This window comes from Limnoglobus sp., from assembly GCF_059499385.1.
The window spans coordinates 43,512-60,548 of sequence record NZ_JCABYM010000063.1 but is presented as its reverse complement, the minus strand read 5'-3'; the positions used below and the strand labels follow the sequence as shown (position 1 = coordinate 60,548).

The window sequence follows — 17,037 nt, the reverse complement described above, 5'->3', positions numbered from 1 at the left end:
GGGTGGGTCTCCAAAACGATGGGCGGTCCAGAGGCTGGCTTTGTTCCCTCCCCCCCAAGGGGGGAGGGAACAAGACTTTGGCGTCGCTCACGTCGTCGTCGCCGGGACGAGCACGTCCTGGCCGCGGTCGTACTGCTTCCCGAACCGGTTGCCGATGAACGCCGCGTAGTCCACGTCCTCCTGCTTCACGAACCCGCTCGCCGGCAGCTTCCCGCCGACGTGCAGGTCCACCGTGGCGCACACCGCCGCGGCCGTCGTCACCTGGATCGCGCTCCAAACCTCGCCGTGCAGGGCCTGCTGGTAAATCTTCTTCGCCTCGGACTTCTGCACGAACCGGCCCTTCCGCCACCCCGTCACCGTGCAGAACACGATGACCACATCTTGATAAGTGATCGGCACGGAGCGCTCGAGGATGTCTTTCAGCAACTCCCGCCGCTCGCTCAGCCGCAGCTCGTTCACGAGGAACGTCGCGAGGTTCCGGTGGCCGGGATACCGCACGGTCTTGTAGTTCAGCTCCCGCACCCGGCCGTCGAGCGTCTCGCAGAGCGTGCCGAGGCCGCCGGACGTGTTGAACGCCTCGTAGGCGACGCCGTCGAGGTCGAAGTGCTCCAGCCCCTCCAGCGGCAGCAGCTCGATCCGCCGGCCGGCGTGGATCGCCTCGCACGGGTTGCAGTACTCGTTGATGAGGCCGTCCGTGGACCACGTCAGGTTGTACTTCAACTGGTTCGTCGGGAACTGCGGCAGCGCCCCGACCCGCATCTGAACCGTGTCCAGCTTGTCGAACCACTTCACGACGTGGTTCGCGAGGATCGTGATGAACCCCGGCGCGAGGCCGCACTGCGGCATGAAGATTTGCCCCGGCTTCGCGGCCGCCGCCACCGCCCGCACCCGGCGGGTCGTCTCCACGTCTTCCGTCAGGTCGAAGTAGCTCAATCCTAACTCCGCGGCGACCTCCGCGATCCGCGGGTTCAGGCTGAAGCTCAGGGCGGAGATCACGACCGCCTGCCCGGCCATCACGCGCCGGAGTGACGCCACGTCCCCGGCATCGACCGGCATCGTCTCGATGTTCGCGTGGCGGAACCGGGCGAGGGCGTCGGCGTCCACGTCGGCGAGGCGGACGCGGTAGTCGCCGGTGTCGGCGAGGAACCGGGCGATCATCCGCCCGATCTTGCCCGCCCCGAGGAGGACAACGGCCGTCATTCGTGAACCTCCCGCGGAACCGGGTAGAATGTGACGTGCCCCCATTATTGCGACCGGCCGTTCCAAAGCCAAAACCGTATTCACCGCGGAGGGCGCAGAGGGCGCGGAGAAAAATCAAAACAGAGATTTCAAAGAGGTGTCTTTTAAACTCTTCTTGGTTTTTCTCCGCGCCCTCTGCGCCCTCCGCGGTGAATAAGTCTTCAATAAGTCTTCCGAGGCCCTCCCATGAATTGGACGACGCAACCGGCCGCGGCGAGTTTCGTCCGCGAGACGCTCGACGGGTTCCTCGAAGTCAACGGGTTCATCAGCCACTTGCGGGATCGCCTGCTGCACGAGACCGGCACGCGGCTGCTCGACTGGGTCGCGCGGTTCGTCCTGCCGCACGACGACGCGGCCGTGCGGCGGATGCGGGAGGTCGGGTACGCCGAGGGCGGCGGCGTCTGGCGGCACGCCGGCGGCATGTTCCCGGACGTGGAACTCGTGCCGAAGGGGGACCGCAAGCTGTTCGTGAAGGTCGAGTCGGTCGCCGACTTCGTGCTCGCCCAGGGGCTGACCGGGAAGGTGAAGATCGACGGCGAGCCGCTGGCCGCGACGCGGCGGGCGCGGGTGGCGAAGGAGCACCACGCCGAGTGCTGGGTGGTCGAGCGGCACGGCGGCGGACCCGTGGACCCGGCGAAGGTGCTGCACCACCTGGAGGCGTTCCGGCTGCGGCCGCGGGATTTCGAGGACGAGATCGACGGGTTCGCCGCGGCCCGCGAGCGGATTCGCGCGGCGATTGCCGACCTGGGGCAAGATCGCGCGTGCGACCTGTTCTTCCAGGCCGAGCGCGAGTACTGGCAGTTGCGGAACCGCGCCGCCCGCGTCCAGAAGGCGCGGCAGGACGCCCTCGGCCTCGGGTGGGCGAACCACGACCACCACACGTACCGCAGCGGCCGGGACAACTTCGCGCCGATGATCGCCATCCTCGAAGAGATTGGGTTCGTCTGCCGCGAGCGGTTCTACGCCGGGAAGGACGCGGGGTGGGGGGCGCAAGTCCTCGAACAGCCGACCGTCGGCGTCGTCATCTTCGCGGACGTGGACCTGTCGCCGGAAGAGGTGACCGGCGATTTCGCGCACGAGCCGCTGCCGCACCGCAAGGAGCTGGGCACGGTCGGCCTCTGGTGCGCCCTGCACGGCGAGGCGTTCCTGCAGGCCGGGATGCACCACCTCGAGTGCCAGTTCGACTTCGACGCGGCCCGCGAGCAGCTGAAGCCGCACGGCGTCGATTCGATGAAGCCGTTCACGGACTTCGCCTACCTGCGGCAGGCGTTCACGAAGGGGGAGGTGTGGCCGGTGGCGGAGCGGCGCATCGCGGCGCTGGTGAAGCACGGGCGCATCACGGCCGAGCAGGCGGTGAAGTTCCGCACGGACGGGGCGCTCGGGTCGCACCTGGAGATTCTGCAACGCGACGACGGGTACAAGGGGTTCAACCAGACCGGGATCAACGAGATCATCCTGAAGACCGACCCGCGGAAGGCGGAACTGGCGCACGCGGAGTGATGACCGCTCCGCACCGACTTGGGGCGCGGGAAGAGAAACCCAGACTTCCGAAGTCCGGCTTCGACTTCGGAAGTCGATCCCGCGCGGCGGCGGTCCTTGCGGCGGCAACCGCCCCCCTGTGCCCCCAGGTCCGCCGACGCACCCGCGCGGGAGCGTTCGTTGCGGTGGCAACCGCCCCTCCTCCGCCTCGACTTCCGAAGTCGAAGCCGGACTTCGGAAGTCTGAGCCTGTGCTCCCCTCCGCAACGCCTCCGGTCGCGGTGAAACAGGGTTCCCGCCCATGCTGGTCATCGAAACGGACCTGAAGCGGGTCGAGGCGGTGGCGTTCTCGCCGTGCGGCCGGTTCGTCGCGGCCGGCGGCCTCGGCGTCGAACTCTGGTCCGTCGGCCTCGATCGGCTCTGGCGGTGGGGCTGGGAGAAGCGGCCGGGCCTTCAATCGCAGTACGTCCGGCACGTCGCATTCCACCCGTCCGGCGAGTGGGTGTACGCCCTCGTTCCACTCGTCAGCTTCCACCAACTCCGGGCCGCCGACGGGGACCCCACCGAGTTCCGCGCGTTCGACGGCCGGTTCCAGGCGATGGCCGTCCTGCCGGACGGGAAGGTCGTCGCGAGTTCCTATTCCGAAATGGCCTGCTGGTCCGCCCCGCCGCGGCCGACCGGCCTCCGGGGCGAGCGGTGGGCCGTGCCGTACTACAACCGCCACCCGAACGTCGTGGCCGGGCTACCGTCCGGCCGGGTCGTCAGCCATGAGCGCGGCCGGGACTGCTGGGAGTTCGCTGTCCGGTTCGCCACCGATGGACAGCTTGAGAGCCACACGGCGAGCGGGTTCACGGAGTTGCACCACCTGCGGGCGTCGCCGCGTGGCAGGTTTCTCGCGGCGGCACGGAACAACACCGTCCGCGTTTGGGCGATGGCGCACCTGCACCGGCCGCCGCGGGTACTGACGAACGGCACGAAGAAGGAAATCACCGACCTCGCGTTCCACCCCGGCGGCCGCCTCCTGGCGACGGCCAGCAACGACCGCGGCGTGACGCTCTGGGACGTGGAGACGTGGCAACCGACGGCCACGTTCGACTGGCGAGAAGGGCGAATGCGGAGCCTCGCGTTCTCGCCGGACGGCCTGGTCGCCGCCGCCGGCGGCGACGACGGGCAGCTCGTGCTGTTCGACGTGGACGGGTGACGGCCGGGCGTGTAAGATGTCAATCCCACGCGGGGTCGTAGCTCAGCTGGTAGAGCGCGTCGTTCGCAACGACGAGGTCAGGGGTTCGACTCCCCTCGGCTCCACTCCAAGAACCCCCGGCCCCGCCGGGGGTTCTTGCGTTTCCGGGGTTTAGTCGGGGGCGGCCACGGCCTCGCCGCCGGCACGGGTGGCCAGGGCGGGCAGGATGCCGTTGGCGGAATACGGCAGGAACCGCACGCTGCCGTCGGCGAACGCGAAATACGCGCCGCCGGAGTGCAGGGACCAGAAGTGGAACATGTCGCACGGGCCATCGACCTTGCCGTCCGCGAAAGCGTACGGCCCCGACGAACACCCCATGGCGTAGGCGTCGGGAACACTGTTCAACTCGCGTACTCCCAGCGTGGTGTCACCTTTGTCGCCACCGGATGCGTACCACCAGCCGTACCAGAAGTCGGGACTCGGCGGCCGCTCGCCGGCGAAGAGCGTGCTGCTCATGCCGTCGGTCACGTCGGTAAGTCGCGTCTTCGATCCTGGGTAGAGAACACCGTCGAGCCTACGGTGGTCCGTGCCCGACACGCCGAGATACCCGGTTACCGCCACCCGGTAGTTTGCGTGCGTGTTGTGCGCCTCGGATTGGCGACCGTCGGCGGGACAGGCATATACTTTCACGGGCGTCATGATGCCCTGGTGGGGCAATCGGAACGGGTTAAAGGGTTGAAACGCATACGCCCGGACCGAGAGTTCCCACAGCGGCCCTTGCTCGACGTGCGGGAGGAGACGGCCCAACCATCCGATGCTCGGAAACGGCTCGCCGTTCCCGCCCTTCGCCAGACCCGCGGGCAGGACGGAGTGGCCCGATTCGTAGCTGTGTGCGGCGAGGACGATTTGCTTCAGCCTGTTCTGACAATCCGCTCGGGCCGCACTCGCCCGCACCTTCTGAACGGCCGGAAGGAGCAAGCCGATCAGCGTTGCGAGGATGCCGACGACGACCAGTAGCTCGACCAGTGTAAATCCGCCGCGTTTTGACGCCATAGCATCACGCCGATGGATGAAGAAGTCCGCGTCACGTAACCGTTGCTTTCCGACGGGCCAAGAATCGCAATGCCACCATGAGTACGACCAAAATGCCGGCAACTCCCAGCAGCCAAACGTAGAGCGGGGGCGTTCGCAATGCAAACTCCGAAGGCTCGGCGATGCCGTAAGCGGAAAGCGTAAATTCGGATTCCGGGAGTGGATCTACCGCCTCCACGGTATGTTTGCCTTTCCTCGTCTCGGCCGACTTCTCGAGTTCGGAGGACGACGTACTCGAGAAGTCGGCCTCGTATCGGCCGTCGGACATGGTCACCTTTTGCTTGACGCTGAGCGTGCGCACGTCTTTCATGAAAGGCATCTTTTCAACCCATTCGCTGGGAAGCCAATCGTTGGCGGGATCGAAAGTGTATGTGCAATCGACAACGGGTGCGTCCGGTGTTCCGCCAAAGAGTCGTTGGAACTTGACGACGATCGGGCCGTCCGGCGTTGCTCGCGTTGCGGACAAGAGCTTGAACCCCTCGGATTGAAAGAGCCGATCAACTGGAAGCATTCCCCCCATCCCGAACACCCGATTGGCCGGCTGTTGTGCTTCGTTCCCTTGCTGGGCAAGTAGTGTCTCGATGTGTTCAATCGAGGAATCTCCACTCTTGCCAATGCTGGATAACAGCCACCCGCCGCTGGCCGTGGAAATACCCAGTTCAAAGAGGTAACGGGGGTTACGGATAAAAACCGCCGCCGAATCGGCGCTGACGCCGGAGACGACGATTGCTTTTTCCTTAGACGCTCGCGGCGCGGCGGGGGCAATTGTTGGTGACGTGTCCTTGCGGGTGGCAACCGCGCTAGGGCCGGTTCTTAAGAGCCGCGCCCGGCCTTCGTCTACGTAAAACTCCGCACCAAAGGGGGCGGCTTTCGCATCGGTCCGATTGGCGGTGACGCTCACCGAGCTGCGCATTATTAGCGGGAGGCGGATGCGCGCGACGGGCTTGGCTAGCGTAGCCTTAATACGCAATGTTAAATCCGATAGGAGGGAATCGTCGCCCTTCGCGGCCGTACATGCGAGCAACATCAATACAATCGGACAGGCCGGCCTTGACATCATTTACTCGCTCTTGTTTGAAGGCATGTAGATTTACCCTAAGTATTTGCAGTATAGCCCTCCCGGCGGGCGGAGCGCAGTCGATGGAATCGCCAAGACACCCTATGACACTATTCCGCTCCAAGTTATACACGGTGGCACGAGAAGCAGCTGCCATGATACAGAATATCGCGGAATGATGTACAATACAATACTTACCGACGACTATCTGAAGCAACTACAAGGTGTACAAGAAACGCAATAGCCAAGAGCGTTGAATGTAATCGTGCAAGTACAACCTAAGCAATTCGTGGCGCAAGCGTATTGTGTCGCAAAGCAGGTTGTCCCGGCTGGAACACAGCTCAAAGTACAGCTGCCGTTGCACGGTGCGGCATGCGCCTCTCTTGGCTGAAGCGTAATCAGTCCCAGAAACACACAGAGAAGTGCTCCCGCACAGCAGACGCGAGCCAGTTGTTCGTAAACTTTTACCATCTTCGTCTCCTTCGTGAGGGGTAAACTCGGGCCCGATGACGAAACTGACAGATCAGTCCGTCGTGACCCGGCCTGTGATACCGCCTGAAAACTTTAATTGTGACGGGGCATCCGTATACCATGTAAACGTGTGCCTGAATCTCCCCACGCTCCCTATGAACTTCACTTTCACGTTAGCCGTCGCCTTGCCCTTGGCAGGGATCACGAGAGGCAAATCATCCGTGACGACACAGGCACAACTTGCTACACCTCCAATCAGGCGAATGTCACTTGTTGTCAGATTCTCGATTTGGACCGGAATCGAATCCAACTCGTCTTTGCGTTTCATTCCGGCATCAAGTTCCGTTTCACCAATGAAGAGGGCATCCCCGCGGAGTCGCGCGATTTCGCGGCGTACTGTCACGCTGTAGTTTGCGACCGAGAGAACTCCGAGAACCAAGAGTGCGCACAGCACGGAGAGCAGATTACCCTTGACACTTTCCACTTTCGGACGACTCCACACCAATGCTGTCACGCAAACGAGGTCCGCCACAAGCGATACCCACGGACTGACGACGACTTTGCCGAAGCAGCCACAGCTCTCCTGTCCGATCCACGCGAGATACAGACTGACCCCGGCCAAAGTGGCGAACAGAACGGCTCCGGCCAACCACGCCGATTGCCGCGCGTAACCGCTCAGCAACCAGATGCCGACCATCGCTTCGATTTCCAAGCCTAGCAGTTGCGTCCGTGGCGAGAGTAGTTGAGTGGCTCCCGCTCCGCCCTCACTTGTCATCGTCTCCACTTTCAGGGCGACGGAGATAAGGAGAAACGCACCGCAAATCGCCTGGACGAGCTTGCCCGCTGACCCTCGGCTCATCGAAGTGGCCTCGCGGGTTTTGTTTTCTATAACCGGGATGGGCGAACTGCAACCAACGCCGGAACACAGTCTAACCGGGGGGGGGTGGGGGCATTGTCCAGTGAATTCTCTTGCTTTTGGGGAAGTTTTTCTGGAATCATCGTTCGTCCGAAAACTCGCCTCATCGGAATTCTTCTCGTTGTCCCGACCCGCATCTTCCCCGTCCGTTACAATTCCAGCACGCACTGTCACTCAGCCCCCGACCCCGGACCGCTCATGTCGATTGTCGGCATCGACCTCGGCACCACGTACTCGGCCATCGCCACCCTCGACGACCGCGGCCGGCCGTACACCCTGCCCAACCGCGACGGCGACCTCCTCACCCCGTCGGCCGTGTACCTCACGCAAACCGGCGAGGCGATCGTCGGCCAGCCGGCCCTCGACGTGATGATGGAACACCCCGGCGACGTGGCCACGCTGATGAAACGCAAGATGGGCCACCCGGAACTCGGCCGGGCCGTCGGCGGGAAGAACTACCGGCCGGAGACGCTCTCGGCCGTCGTGCTGCGGAAGCTCGTCCAAGACGCGGAGCAGCAGATCGGTCCGGTCACGGCCGCCGTCATCACCGTGCCGGCGTACTTCGACGACACCCGCCGCAAGGCCACGATGGACGCCGGGCGGATCGCCGGGCTGAACGTCATCGACATCCTCGACGAGCCGTCCGCCGCGGCGCTCGCGTACACGATCCAGACGGCGAGCACCGGGCAAATCCCGGAGGGCGCGCCGAAGACGGTCATCGTGTACGACCTCGGCGGCGGCACGTTCGACGTGACGCTCGTGCAGCTCTCCAAGAAGAAGTTCCGCGTCCTCGGCATCGAGGGGGACGTGCGGCTCGGCGGCAAGGACTGGGACGACCGACTGGCGAATTACGTCGCCGACCAGTTCAAGCAGCAGTTCAACCACGACCCCCGCGACGACGAGCAGTCGATGGCGCTGCTGCACGCGGCCACGGAGCGGGCGAAGCGGACGCTGTCGAAGGTCGAGAACGCGACGATCACGTGCGTCCACGCCGGGCAGCGGATGTCCGTGCCGATCACGCGGGAGCTGTTCGAGAACCTCACCCGCGACCTGTTGATTCGGACACGCCTGACGACGCAGCAGGTGGTGGCGAGCGCCGGGCTGACGTGGGACCGGATCGACAAGGTGCTGATGGTCGGCGGCTCGACGCACATGCCGATGACGGCGAAGATGCTGCGGGACCTGACCGGCCGGGACGCCGACCGGACGCTGGCGGTGAGCGAGGTGGTCGCCCGCGGGGCGGCGGCGCACGCCGGGATCGTGGCCGCGAAGCTGGCGAACCTGCCGCCGACGGCCGGGTCCGCGATCGCGGACATCGTCGAGGTGAGCGTGAACGCGCACAGCCTCGGCGTGGAGGTCCGCAAGGGGGACGAGCGGCTGAACAACAAGCTGGTCCTGAAGAACACGCAGTTGCCGGCGGCCGCGAGCCGGGTCTACTACACGAACAAGGACGGCCAGTCGAAGGTGCGGGTGCGGATCATGCAGGGCGAGGCGCACCAGTCGGCGGCGTGCATCCCCATCGGCGACTGCTGGGTCGAGGGGTTGCAAGAGGGGATGCCGAAGGGCGCGCCGGTGCAGGTCCGGTGCGGGGTGGCGGCGAACGGCCGGATCGAGGTGATGGCCCTGGACATGACGAGCGGGAAGATGGCGAAGGCGGAGATTCACCGCAGCGGCGGGTTGGAGGACGCCGACATCCAGCGGGAGGCCGCGTGGCTGACGGGGCTGAAGATTCAGTAGGCGACCTGTCTTGTAGAACCCGGAGCGGTAGCGACGGGGTGCAGAGGTTGATCCGACACCCCGTCGCTACCGCTCCGGGTTCCACTGTTACCTACTTCCCCTTCGCCCGGCCCGCCGTCACCGCGTCCTGAATCTCCGTCCGCAGCGCCGCGAGCGCCTTCGCTTCCTCCACCGGCTGCGTCGTCGGCTTCGCCTCCTCGATCGCCTTCGCCGCGGCGGCGGCCGCGGTCTTCACGTTCCCGTCCGGGGCGGCGATCAGCTTCTTGATCGCGGGCAGCAGCGGCTTCGCGTCCGCACCGAGTTGCTGGGCCGCCGAGGTCGCGCACCGCAGCACGTACTCGTGCTTTTCTGTCGCCAACACGTCGTCGAGCTGCTTCACGATCTCGGCCTTGTCCGCCGGACTCGCCGCCAGCCCCAGCACGGCCCGGCCGCGGGTGTCATACTTCGGGTCGCGCGTCAGCTTGAGATGGTGTTCGTACAAGTCCTTCGGCCCGAACACCGGCAGGCCGGCGGGGAGGTCGAGCCGTTGCAGGTCGATCCCCTTGAGCCGGTCGAGCAGCGCCTCCAGCCGCGTCCGCGTCTCGGCCGATTCCGTCGCCTTCAGCGCCGCCTGGAAGTGCGGCACGCCGGCGAACCCCACCTCCCGCAGCTTCTTCGTCGCCGCGTCGCGGACGGCGAACTGTGGGCTGTCCAGCTCGCCGATGAGTTTCTTCACCGCGGCCGCGTCCACCGCCGCCGTCGGCTTCGGGACGGTGATGTGAACCGTCATCACGGCCGGGTTCTCGGCACTCGGCCGGACGAACCCGTTCGGGATGGAAACGGTCCAATCGAACGCCACGTCCTTCGTTCGCTGTAGATTTTTCGTCTGCCCCGGCCCGGCGACGAGGCGGACCTGCTTGTGCTCGACCTTCAGCTTCGCGAACGCCGTGAGCGCGTCGTTCGCGGCCGCCACGTCGCCGCGGTAGAAGAACACCGGCCACGCGTTGACCTCGTAGAAGTAGACGCGGCTCGGCAGGTTCGCGATGTCGGCGAACTCCGGCGGCAGCCCGAACTGGGCCGGCGCGATCGGCTTGTTCCCGAATTGCTCCGTGGCGAGCGCGAGCGCGGCCGACGGGACGGCCAGGGCGACGACGAGCGGGAGAAGGAAGCGGGACATGGCGGCTTCGTTTTGTAGGGTGGGTCGAGTCTTCGAGGCCCACCGCGGATGAGGTTGCCCCACCGGTGGGCCTCGAAGACTCGGCCCACCCTACAAGAAGACGACAACCCCGCCCGCGCGTCACACGTCCGGCAGCTTCCCGGCGAGGATGGCCTGCTCCCACTGCTCCTGCAGCGGCCACTGCACCGCGCACGTGCCGAAGTCGGCCATGTACTGGTACCGCGTCAGCCGGTCGATCGTCGCCTGCAACAGTTTCACGTCCTTGCGGAAGTACGGGCCGTGGCTCGGGAGCAGAATCTCCACCTCCTTGTCGTCGCGAATCCGCTCCAGCGACTGGATGAAGTCCGGCAGGTGCGACCCGTGGTGTGCGTCGATGACGCCGACGCACCCGTCCGCGTAGATGTTGTCCCCGCTGAACAGCAGGTTGCCGAGCTTGAAGCTCAACTGCCCCGGCGTGTGCCCCGGCGTGGACCACACGTCCAGCTTCAGCTTGCCGACCTTGATCGCGTCGCCGTCCTTCAGCTTCGTGTCGATCTTGCACGGCGGCATCGGGATGTCGAAGTCCTGGGCCGCGATCCGGGCGAACGTCTGCTCCGTCTCGCCGACCTCCAGCAGGACCGCCGCCTTCGGGTGGGCGGCGGCCTTCGTCTTCAGCCGCTCGCGGGCCTTCGCCAGCGCCTGGACGTGGTCCGCGTCGGCGTGCGTGGCGACGACCATCTTGCACTTCGACAGCGGGAAGTCGAGCTCCCGCACGAGGTCGATGACCTCGCCGAGCGACTCGTCGAGGCCGATGTCCAGCAGGACGTATTCCGTGCCGCCGTCGATGAGGTAGACGTTCACGCCGAACGACCGGCCGGCGGCGACGTTCAGTTCGAGGACGTTCGGGAAGATGTACTTTCGCTTGTTCATGCGCGGTCCCAGACCCGGTGAGCGCCGTGTGCGTGGGGAGTATTATCGGGAGAAGAAGAGTCGGGACCAACCCGTCACGCCGCCGGCGGCTCGGCGGTCGCCCGCAAGGCGGCGAGGATCGCCCCCACGTCGCTGATGTACCGCCGCCGGGTGTCGAGGGTGACGGCCGTGCCGTCGAGCCGGAGGAACTGCCAGTCCTCGCCGGTCGTCACGCACCCGAAAACGGCCCGCCCGGTCAGCCCGGCCCGCTCGTTGAACACCTGCGACCCGACCATCTGGGCGACGCACTGGCCGAGGCCGGCGTCGATGTCGTTCCGCTTCGCCTCCAGGATCGCCAGCAGCGGCGCGCGGAGCCGGGGGAGCGGGTCGGACAGGGCGAGGATGAAGTCGCACTCGCCGGTGAGCCGCCGGGCCGGGTCCACGTCCAGCCGCTGGCCGGAGAGGATGGCGACCCGCCCGTCGCACAGCTCGCGGACGGCCAGGAGGATCGGCGCGACGATGAACTCGCTCCGGGCCTTCTCGCTGACCAACGCCAACTCCATCCCGCGGGCCAGTTGCTCGGTCAACCAGGTCGGGACGGGGGCGGCCGCGAGGTTCGGGAAGACCGCCCCCGGCCGTAGCCGCACGCCGAGGTCGGTTTCGACCGATTCCAGGGTGAAGTCGTTGTACGCCATCGCCAGACACTCCCTTCTCGCCTGAGACTATCAATGTACACGAGCCGCCGGGCCGCCCGAACACGCCGCCCCGTCTTCACCGTTCCTACTTCGCTCCTTCATAGATCGCCCCTAGAACGTCCCCATAATTGCCTTCATGATCGGGAGCCGACCCATGACGCGGATGTTCACGGACATCGTCACCGCCCGTGAATCCGCCGGCCGTTCCGCCGCCAACCTCGCCCTCGCCAAGCCGAAGTTCACCCTCACGGACGTGAACTTCTGGTACCCCGGCAAGCAGGCCATCTTCGACGTGTCGCTGGTCATGCCGGAGCGGTCCGTCGTCGCGTTCATCGGCCCGAGCGGGTGCGGGAAATCGACGCTCCTGCGGATGCTCAACCGGATGAACGACCTGATCGACGGGACCCGGCACACCGGCACGATCGACCTCGACGGCCTGAGCATCTACGACAAGGCCGTGAACCTGGTGGACCTCCGCCGCCGGGTCGGGATGGTGTTCCAGAAGTCCAACCCGTTCCCGAAGTCGATCTACGAGAACGTGGCGTTCGGCCCCCGGATGGCCGGCCAGAACCGCCGCGGCGTCCTCGACGATTTGGTCGAGCGCTGCCTGAAGCAAGCCGCCCTGTGGGACGAGGTGAAGGACCGGCTGAACGCCTCCGCCCTCGCGCTGTCCGGCGGCCAGCAGCAGCGGCTGTGCATCGCCCGGTCGCTGGCGACCGACCCGCAGGTGCTGCTCATGGACGAGCCGGCGTCCGCCCTCGACCCGAAGAGCACGGCCAAGATCGAGGACCTGATCGACGACCTGAAGAAGGACTACACGATCGTGATCGTGACGCACAACATGCAGCAGGCGGCCCGCGTGTCGGACATCACCGCGTTCTTCTTCGAGGGCGTCCTCGTCGAGGCCGGGCCGACCCGGTCGCTGTTCACGAAGCCGACCAAGAAGCAGACGGAAGACTACATCACCGGACGGTTCGGATGAATTCAAAGTTCAAAATTCAAATTTCAAAGATGAAGACCGCTTGGTTCTGATCTTTGAACTTTGAATTTTGAACTTTGAACTGGAGGGGAAAGTGCCGCAGCCGCGGATACTCATCGTCGAGGACGAGCGGGGGCTGACGCAGTCCTTGCAGTGGTACTTCACCCGCGAGGGGTTCGAGACGACCGTCGCGCACGACGGGACGGAAGGCCTCCGCAAGGCGCAGACGATCATCCCGGACGTGGTGCTCCTGGACATCAACCTGCCGGGCGTGGACGGGCTGACGATCTGCCGGGAGCTGCGGGCCGGGGACCGGACGCGGGGCATCCCGATCATCATGATTACGGCGAAGTCCGAGGAGACGGACCAGCTCGTCGGGTACTCGATGGGCGCGGACGACTACGTGACGAAGCCGTTCAGCAACAAAATTCTGCTGGAGAAGGTGAAGGTCCAGCTCCGCCGGGCGACGACGGCCGCGGACACCGGCGATGTCATCGAGCACCTGGACGTGAAGGTAGACCGCGTCCGGCACAAGATCACGTTCGCCGGCCAGGAACTCGACCTGACGCCGACGGAGTTCCGGTTGCTCGAGTGCCTCGTCCGACAGCCGGGGCGGGCGTTCACGCGGCACCAGCTGATGGACGCGGCCATCGGCGAAGGGTCGATCGTGCTGGAGCGGACGATCGACGTTCACGTCAAGACGCTTCGCAAGAAGCTGCTGGAAGCCGGGGCGACGGTCGAACTGATCGAGACGGTCCGCGGCGTCGGCTACCGGTTCCACGAGGCGGCGGCGTGACGCCGGTGTTTATATAGCCGCCGGCTTGCCGGCGGGGTTTTTGCGACCCCCAAAACCCCGCCGGCAAGCCGGCGGCTATATATGGGCGCGACTGAGCGTCACTTCTTCCCCGCCCCCAGCAGCGCCAAATCGCCGCCACCCTCGCCCCGTTGGAGCTTCTTCTCGTCCGCCCCGCGCTTCTCGCGGACCTTCACCTTGAACGGCTGGCCGTGGAAGCACACCTCCCGCGTCGCCGCCACCGTCAGTGAGCCGTCTACCACCTCGAACATCGGCCGCACGTCCGCCTCCGCCACCGCCTCCGTCGTGTAGGCGTACACGCCGAATAGCTCCGTCCGGCCGCCGTTCGTCGTGCTGTACCACCGGCCCTTGCCCTCGCTCTTCATCCCCATCACCCACAGGTGGCCGCCCTTGTTCTGAATCAGGCCGTCGTCCGTCGTCCCTTCCGGGTTCAGGTGCCGCGCCCACATCTTCTGCCCCGGCTTCTCCAGCCGCACGCGGGCCGGGCAGTCGGTCGCGAAGATGTTCCCGCCGCCGTCGCCGACGAGCGTGACGCCGCAGCTCTCCGCGAACAGCACGTTCTTCGCCGAGCGGTTCACCAGCTCCGCCGGCGGACCGCCGAACGAGTCGATGCCCTGGAACTTCACCACCGGGGCCGCGTCGTCGGTCACGACGAACTTGCCGCCGAGGACGCGGCCGAACCCCAACGCCATCACGTGCCGGACGCTGCCGTGGACGCGGACCTCGCCCTTCAGGTCGTACCAGTTCGGGTCGCCGCCGGCCGTGCCGCGAAGGTACACGGTCGTTTTCCCCTCCTTCGCGGCCGCGTCGATCGCCTTCTGGAACGCGGCCGTGTCGTCCCGGTTGTCGCCCGCCTTCGCGCCGTGGTCGTCCACGCACACCCACTTCGCCGGGTCGGTCTCGTAGGGGAAGGCCGGTTCGCGCTCGACGGGCAGGTTCAGCGACCTCTCCGTCGAGTCGGCGAACAGCTTCGTCGCCGGGTGCGACAGGTACTCGTCGATTTTCTCGCCCTCGACGTTCGGGGCCTTCGTCTCGCTCGTCAGCATCCGGGGGAACCCCGTCGCCGTCGCGTTGCGGACGAACAGCGTGCCGCGGTTGCGGATCGCCGACCGGTCGGAGTTCGTGGCCGTGAACTTCGCGTTCACCAGCGCGACGACGCCGGACCACCACGTCCAGTCGTTCGGGTAGTCCACGAACAGCGCCTGCGGCGTGTTCTCCACCACCAGGTCTTCGACGGCCAGCACGTTCGCGACGACGTAGACGCCGACCGTCTTGCAGTTCCGGACCGTGATTCGCGAGAGCGTCTGGCCGTACATCCACGCGGACTTGATCCCGGTGTCGAACCCGACGATTTCGGCGTCCTGCACCATGTTCGGCCCGCTCTCGCCGATGAACGCGGCGTTGAGGCCGACGTTCCCCCGCTTGGCGACGACCTTCACGTCCTTGATGACGCCGGTGTTCGTGGCCATGTACCGGATGCCGTCTGTCTCCGGGTTGTCGCCGGCGTCGATGGTCAGGTTGCGGACGTTCCGCATGAAGAAGTTGGCGGACGTGGCCCCGGCGTCGGTCGGGTGGACGAGCAGCACGGACTTGACGCCCTTCGCGTCGTCGTCGAGCTTGAGGACGACGCCGTCGCGGGTCTCGCCGTACAGCCACGGGCCGATGCCGGACCCGGCCTTGCCGCGGTTGACGACGAGCGTTTTCGTCAGCCGGTACGTGCCGTTCGGCAGGTAGACGATGCCGGTCCGCTTGGCCGGCGGCCCGGTCGTGTCGTCGAGCGCCTGCTGAATCGCCGCGGTGTCGTCGGCCTTGCCGTCGCCCTTCGCGCCGTACTTCTTCTTCACGTCGAAGACGCACGGGTCGTCCGGGAAGGCGATCCGGCCGGCGGCCGCCGCCGGGGACGCGAGCAAGAGCAAGGCGAGGCCGACGCGCAGCATGAGGCGTTCTCCGGGGGGCACGGTCATTCGTAGGCGGCGCTCCCTTCAAATGCCCAATTCACGGCGTCGCGCACGGGAATCTGGTAGAATCGGGTCCGAACGTGGACGTGAGGGCGACGCCATGACCGAAGTGAAGCCGAGTTGGTTCCGGCAGCACCGGCTCGAACTCGCCGTCTTTTTGAGCATCCTCAGCGTCGGCGGGTGGCATCTGGCGCGGGCGGTGCAACGGGTCCGCGACGCCGCGGCCCGCGTGTCGGACACCTGAAACCTCAAGCAGCTCGCGGTGGCGGTCGCCACCTACCACGACGCGAACGGGCACTACCCGCCGGCGTTCGTCCTCGGCCCGGACGGGCGGCCGTGGCACAGCTGGCGCGTGCTGATCCTGCCCTACATCAGCGAGGATAAGACCTACGAGGCGTACAAGTTCGACGAGCCGTGGGACGGGCCGAACAACCGCCAGCTCGCCGACCGGATGCCGCGGCTGTTCGCGTTCCACGCCGTCCGCGCGGAAGGGAACACGCGGACGAACTACTTCGCCGTCGTCGGCCCGGAGACGGCGTGGCCGGGGGCGGACAAGCGGACGGCCGCGGACGTGAAGGACGGCCCGGAGCGCACGATCCAGTTCGTCGAGAACCGCGGGCTGAGCGTCCACTGGACGGAGCCGCGCGACCTGTCGTTCGCGGAGATGGACTTCACCGTGAACAGCCCGGCCGGCGTGAGCAGCCCGTACACGGAACCGGCCGTCGCGATGCTCGACGGCAGCGTGCAACGGCTGCGGCCGCACCTCTCGCCGGCCTCGCTGCGCGCACTGCTGACGGTCGCCGGCGGCGAGCCGCTGGACGACGGCCCGGCCGGGTGGGAGTTGCTCCCCGACGGCCGCGACCGGCCGTTGCGGGAGGACGGGCGGTGACCCAACGGATCGCGTCCGTCGCGCTGCTCGTCCGCGACTACGACGAGGCGATCGCGTTCTACCGCGACGCCCTCGGGTTCGCGCTGCTGACCGACACCGACCTCGGCGAAGGCAAGCGGTGGGTCGAGGTCGCGCCGCCCGGCGGCGGGACGGCCCTCCTGCTCGCGCAGGCGGCGAACCCGGCGCAGCTGGCGGCCGTCGGCAACCAGGCCGGCGGCCGGGTGTTCCTGTTCCTGCACACCGACGACTTCCAACGCGACCACGACCGGATGACGGCGAACGGCGTCCGCTTCCTGGAGAAGCCGCGGCGGGAGGCGTACGGCACGGTCGCCGTGTTCGCCGACCTGTACGGCAACCGGTGGGACCTGTTGCAGCCGGCCGTGGAACCCGGAGCGGCAGCGACGGGGTAGCCGCGCCCCAGACCAAGAACACCAGCCGCACACTCTAAAGAACCCCACCCCCAGCGGGGGGGGGGTGTCGTGGGGGCG

General features: G+C 66.4%; 15 protein-coding genes, 1 tRNA gene and 1 pseudogene. 9 read left to right on the top strand and 8 right to left on the bottom strand.

Going from position 1 to position 17,037, the window contains the following annotated elements; genetic code table 11:
• Window positions 1-87 precede the first annotated feature (87 nt).
• Window positions 88-1,200, bottom strand: a complete 1,113-nt coding sequence (locus AC5JJ2_RS11760) for a saccharopine dehydrogenase family protein (protein WP_495858179.1) — start codon at window positions 1,198-1,200, stop codon at window positions 88-90.
• 225 nt (window positions 1,201-1,425) lie between these two features.
• On the opposite strand from AC5JJ2_RS11760, the gene AC5JJ2_RS11755 reads away from it, so the two are divergent.
• The 3 genes from AC5JJ2_RS11755 (at window position 1,426) to AC5JJ2_RS11745 (ending at window position 4,022) form a co-directional block, all read left to right on the top strand.
• The gene (locus tag AC5JJ2_RS11755) at window positions 1,426-2,739 is read left to right on the top strand and encodes a hypothetical protein (protein ID WP_495858178.1); all 1,314 of its coding nucleotides are present in this window, start codon (window positions 1,426-1,428) and stop codon (window positions 2,737-2,739) included.
• Window positions 2,740-3,018: 279 nt separating this feature from the next.
• Window positions 3,019-3,918, top strand: a complete 900-nt coding sequence (locus AC5JJ2_RS11750) for a WD40 repeat domain-containing protein (protein ID WP_495858177.1) — start codon at window positions 3,019-3,021, stop codon at window positions 3,916-3,918.
• 31 nt (window positions 3,919-3,949) lie between these two features.
• Window positions 3,950-4,022, top strand: a tRNA-Ala gene (locus tag AC5JJ2_RS11745).
• 46 nt (window positions 4,023-4,068) lie between these two features.
• On the opposite strand, the gene AC5JJ2_RS11740 is transcribed toward AC5JJ2_RS11745, so the two are convergent.
• From AC5JJ2_RS11740 to AC5JJ2_RS11730, 3 genes are all read right to left on the bottom strand, one after another.
• A complete protein-coding gene (locus tag AC5JJ2_RS11740) occupies window positions 4,069-4,950 on the bottom strand; it encodes a DUF1559 family PulG-like putative transporter (protein ID WP_495858176.1) in 882 nt (293 codons plus the stop codon).
• A gap of 31 nt (window positions 4,951-4,981) precedes the next feature.
• Window positions 4,982-5,890 (bottom strand): hypothetical protein, encoded by a 909-nt coding sequence (locus AC5JJ2_RS11735; RefSeq protein WP_495858175.1) that lies wholly within the window; start codon window positions 5,888-5,890, stop codon window positions 4,982-4,984.
• A 679-nt stretch (window positions 5,891-6,569) separates the two neighbouring features.
• Window positions 6,570-7,376: a MauE/DoxX family redox-associated membrane protein gene (locus tag AC5JJ2_RS11730; protein ID WP_495858174.1), complete on the bottom strand. Its 807-nt coding sequence runs from the start codon at window positions 7,374-7,376 to the stop codon at window positions 6,570-6,572.
• Window positions 7,377-7,631: 255 nt separating this feature from the next.
• On the opposite strand from AC5JJ2_RS11730, the gene AC5JJ2_RS11725 reads away from it, so the two are divergent.
• On the top strand, window positions 7,632-9,170 hold the full coding sequence (locus AC5JJ2_RS11725; RefSeq protein ID WP_495858173.1) for an Hsp70 family protein: 1,539 nt from the start codon (window positions 7,632-7,634) through the stop codon (window positions 9,168-9,170).
• A gap of 91 nt (window positions 9,171-9,261) precedes the next feature.
• On the opposite strand, the gene AC5JJ2_RS11720 is transcribed toward AC5JJ2_RS11725, so the two are convergent.
• The 3 genes from AC5JJ2_RS11720 to AC5JJ2_RS11710 form a co-directional block, all read right to left on the bottom strand.
• On the bottom strand, window positions 9,262-10,326 hold the full coding sequence (locus tag AC5JJ2_RS11720; protein WP_495858172.1) for a hypothetical protein: 1,065 nt from the start codon (window positions 10,324-10,326) through the stop codon (window positions 9,262-9,264).
• A gap of 120 nt (window positions 10,327-10,446) precedes the next feature.
• Window positions 10,447-11,235 carry an MBL fold metallo-hydrolase gene (locus tag AC5JJ2_RS11715; protein ID WP_495858171.1) on the bottom strand — a complete coding sequence of 263 codons (789 nt, stop codon included), beginning with the start codon at window positions 11,233-11,235 and terminating at the stop codon, window positions 10,447-10,449.
• A 74-nt stretch (window positions 11,236-11,309) separates the two neighbouring features.
• Window positions 11,310-11,909, bottom strand: coding sequence for a hypothetical protein (locus tag AC5JJ2_RS11710; RefSeq protein WP_495858170.1), 600 nt, complete (start codon window positions 11,907-11,909; stop codon window positions 11,310-11,312).
• A 154-nt stretch (window positions 11,910-12,063) separates the two neighbouring features.
• On the opposite strand from AC5JJ2_RS11710, the gene pstB reads away from it, so the two are divergent.
• Together pstB and AC5JJ2_RS11700 are read left to right on the top strand one after the other, a co-directional pair.
• Window positions 12,064-12,891 (top strand): phosphate ABC transporter ATP-binding protein PstB, encoded by an 828-nt coding sequence (gene pstB / locus AC5JJ2_RS11705; protein ID WP_495858169.1) that lies wholly within the window; start codon window positions 12,064-12,066, stop codon window positions 12,889-12,891.
• Window positions 12,892-12,982: 91 nt separating this feature from the next.
• Window positions 12,983-13,684, top strand: coding sequence for a response regulator (locus AC5JJ2_RS11700; RefSeq protein ID WP_495858168.1), 702 nt, complete (start codon window positions 12,983-12,985; stop codon window positions 13,682-13,684).
• Window positions 13,685-13,782: 98 nt separating this feature from the next.
• Here AC5JJ2_RS11700 and AC5JJ2_RS11695 read toward each other — a convergent pair whose 3' ends face one another.
• On the bottom strand, window positions 13,783-15,639 hold the full coding sequence (locus AC5JJ2_RS11695; RefSeq protein ID WP_495858167.1) for a glycoside hydrolase family 55 protein: 1,857 nt from the start codon (window positions 15,637-15,639) through the stop codon (window positions 13,783-13,785).
• 121 nt (window positions 15,640-15,760) lie between these two features.
• On the opposite strand from AC5JJ2_RS11695, the gene AC5JJ2_RS11690 reads away from it, so the two are divergent.
• From AC5JJ2_RS11690 to AC5JJ2_RS11680, 3 genes and pseudogenes are all read left to right on the top strand, one after another.
• The gene (locus AC5JJ2_RS11690; RefSeq protein WP_495858166.1) at window positions 15,761-15,904 is read left to right on the top strand and encodes a hypothetical protein; all 144 of its coding nucleotides are present in this window, start codon (window positions 15,761-15,763) and stop codon (window positions 15,902-15,904) included.
• Between the two features lie 12 nt (window positions 15,905-15,916).
• Window positions 15,917-16,549 (top strand): annotated as a pseudogene (locus AC5JJ2_RS11685) (DUF1559 family PulG-like putative transporter); the annotation flags it as partial.
• A complete protein-coding gene (locus AC5JJ2_RS11680) occupies window positions 16,546-16,959 on the top strand; it encodes a VOC family protein (RefSeq protein ID WP_495858165.1) in 414 nt (137 codons plus the stop codon). The pseudogene AC5JJ2_RS11685 and the gene AC5JJ2_RS11680, both read left to right, overlap by 4 nt.
• Window positions 16,960-17,037: the final 78 nt, after the last annotated feature.

Coding starts and splice junctions, on each gene's coding strand:
- AC5JJ2_RS11730 (WP_495858174.1), bottom strand. CDS start 7,376: ATGAGCCGAGGGTCAGCGGGCAAGCTCGTCCAGGCGATTTGCGGTGCG.
- AC5JJ2_RS11690 (WP_495858166.1), top strand. CDS start 15,761: ATGACCGAAGTGAAGCCGAGTTGGTTCCGGCAGCACCGGCTCGAACTC.
- AC5JJ2_RS11740 (WP_495858176.1), bottom strand. CDS start 4,950: ATGGCGTCAAAACGCGGCGGATTTACACTGGTCGAGCTACTGGTCGTC.
- AC5JJ2_RS11750 (WP_495858177.1), top strand. CDS start 3,019: ATGCTGGTCATCGAAACGGACCTGAAGCGGGTCGAGGCGGTGGCGTTC.
- pstB (WP_495858169.1), top strand. CDS start 12,064: ATGACGCGGATGTTCACGGACATCGTCACCGCCCGTGAATCCGCCGGC.
- AC5JJ2_RS11725 (WP_495858173.1), top strand. CDS start 7,632: ATGTCGATTGTCGGCATCGACCTCGGCACCACGTACTCGGCCATCGCC.
- AC5JJ2_RS11710 (WP_495858170.1), bottom strand. CDS start 11,909: ATGGCGTACAACGACTTCACCCTGGAATCGGTCGAAACCGACCTCGGC.
- AC5JJ2_RS11760 (WP_495858179.1), bottom strand. CDS start 1,200: ATGACGGCCGTTGTCCTCCTCGGGGCGGGCAAGATCGGGCGGATGATC.
- AC5JJ2_RS11695 (WP_495858167.1), bottom strand. CDS start 15,639: ATGCTGCGCGTCGGCCTCGCCTTGCTCTTGCTCGCGTCCCCGGCGGCG.
- AC5JJ2_RS11755 (WP_495858178.1), top strand. CDS start 1,426: ATGAATTGGACGACGCAACCGGCCGCGGCGAGTTTCGTCCGCGAGACG.
- AC5JJ2_RS11715 (WP_495858171.1), bottom strand. CDS start 11,235: ATGAACAAGCGAAAGTACATCTTCCCGAACGTCCTCGAACTGAACGTC.
- AC5JJ2_RS11720 (WP_495858172.1), bottom strand. CDS start 10,326: ATGTCCCGCTTCCTTCTCCCGCTCGTCGTCGCCCTGGCCGTCCCGTCG.